Here is a 2197-nt window from a genome sequence, read left to right on the forward strand (position 1 = left end):
GATGTTGTCGATCCAGTTGCCCACCACCCCGGCGCGCAGCGCGGCCCGTCCCGCCCGGGGCAGCCTCTCGGTCGGAGTCCCGGTGGAGGTCTCGGTGGTGGCCTCGGTCCCGACGGCGGCCTGTGCCGTGGTCGCGCCCGTCACCGGATGCTCCCGGCGAGTGCTGCGGCAGGGGCCTCGGCGCTGATTGCGGCGGGAGCGTGGACGCGGGGCTGCACGGGCGCCTCGGCCCCACCGCTATACTCACCCGGTTCGAGGCGCAGGGCCTGCTCGAAGAACTCGAGCTCGTGCCGGCAGGCGGTCAGGTAGGCGCGGGCGGCCCGGGCGCGCACGGCCGGGGAGGCCGCGGCGAGCTCGCGCTCCACGTGGGCCAGCGCGGTCTCGGTGGCGGTCACGAAGCCCGGGTCCCGGTAGGTGTCCAGCCACGCGGCGTAGGGGTGGTCGGCGGGCACCGCGGGCAGCATTGCCCCGACCTGGGCGTAGAGCCAGAAGCAGGGCAGCACCCCGGCCACGCCCACGGCACGGTCCTCGCCGAGGGCGGTGGCCAGCAGGAAGTCCGTGTAGGCGCTTGTCACCGGTCCGGAGACGGGAGCCGGGCGGTCGCCGAGCCAGGTGCGGTGCAGTTCGGCCTCCTCGGTGAGGCAGCCGTGGGCCGCCCCGGACCAGAAGACCTGGGCGTCCAGCTCGGTCGAACGGGCGGCGAGGGCGGCCATCGCCCGGGAGTACCCGTTGAGGTACAGCGCGTCCTGGGCGAGGTAGAACTCGAAGGCGTGCCGGGTCAGGCTGCCGTCCACGAGGGCACGGACGAACCCGGAGCCGGCGATGGCGGCGTTGACCTCCGTCCCGGCGGCCCACAACGCCGCGGTCCAGGGACCGGCGGGCGCGACAGCGGCCGGCACCCGCGCGTCGGAGTCCTGGGGCGAGGCACCCAGGTCCTGCGGGGACTCGAGGACGGGCGGGACGGTGTCGTGGGCGAACCAGGGGGCGGCGGAGGCGGCGGCCTGCAACCGGCGCGCACGGTGCCCGTGGTCCACGGGGCCGTGGCCGGAACCGACCTGCAGGGCGGCCCCGTGGGCGATCGCCTCGTGCAGCCACTCGGTGGCCCAGGCCAGCGCGGCGTGGGGGCTGTCCCCGCGGCCCAGCCGGGTGGCCAGCGCGGAGGACAGGGAACAGCCGGTGCCGTGCGTGCTCGTGGTGTCGAGGCGCGTGGACGGCACGGAGATCAGCGCACCGTCCGGGTCCACCCAGGTGTTCGTGACCCGCCGGGTGTCCAGGTGCCCGGTCTTGACCACCACGGACACGCCGGTCGCCGCGGCCCAGCGGGCGGCCTGGTCCAGGGCCTCGGCCTCGTCGGCGGCCCGGGAGGAGCCGGTGAGCACGGCGAGCTCGTCGATGTTGGGGGTGACCACGGTGGCGCGGCGGCAGAACTCGATCATGGCCTGCTCGGCCTCGGGCTGCAGCAGCCGGTCACCGCTGGTGGCGATCATGACCGGGTCCACCACGAGCACGGCCGGCGGGTGTTCGTCGCACCAGGCGGCCACGGTGTCGATGATGGCGGTGGTGCCGAGCATGCCCGTCTTGACGGCGTCCATGGTGACGTCGTCGCTGACGGCCTCCAGCTGGGCGCGGAGGAACTCGGCGGGCGGGACGTGGAGGTCCCGCACGCCGTGGGTGTTCTGGGCGACGAGGGTGGTCACCGCGCTCATGCCGTAGCCGCCGGCGGCGGTGATGGACTTCAGGTCCGCAGCGGTGCCGGCGCCCCCGGAGGGATCGGTGCCGGCGATCGACAGCACGCGGGGCACGGATGCGGGGGCAGGCGGAATGTGGGTATGGCAAGAAGAAGTCACGCGGACATCCCTTCGCTAGTCCTAACTAGATCAGGTTCCACGGGTGTCATCTCAGCGCCGTGCGGCGCACCCCGTGTCCGCGGCCCAGTATAGGCAGGCGTCCACTCTTGACAACTCCATGACGATGCAGAAAATCACTGGTACCAACAGAAATATCCGGGTGCCATGCCGAGATCCGGCAGAGGAGGAACGATGTTGTACCCGCCCGAGGATGCCCGCGAACTGACGGTGCTGATGAAGCTCAGTCGCGAGCTGGATGTCGTCGGCGACCTGACCGCCACCGTGGACGGACCCTCAGAACTGATCGCCTGGGTCCTGGTCCTGGGCCGACCCGAGATCACCGCCTGGCG

The 2197-nt window shown here is 72.9% G+C and carries 1 protein-coding gene and 1 riboswitch; the gene reads right to left on the reverse strand.

The features are described from left to right. Nucleotides 1-140 precede the first annotated feature (140 nt). On the reverse strand, nt 141-1847 hold the full coding sequence (locus tag PLJ28_RS15700; RefSeq protein ID WP_298044034.1) for a bifunctional hydroxymethylpyrimidine kinase/phosphomethylpyrimidine kinase: 1707 nt from the start codon (nt 1845-1847) through the stop codon (nt 141-143). Next, nucleotides 1838-1931: riboswitch (TPP riboswitch) on the reverse strand. It overlaps the preceding gene by 10 nt. Nucleotides 1932-2197 lie beyond the last annotated feature (266 nt).

Origin of the sequence: Citricoccus sp. (assembly GCF_035445025.1) — a bacterium.
Classification (GTDB): Bacteria; Actinomycetota; Actinomycetes; order Actinomycetales; family Micrococcaceae; genus Citricoccus.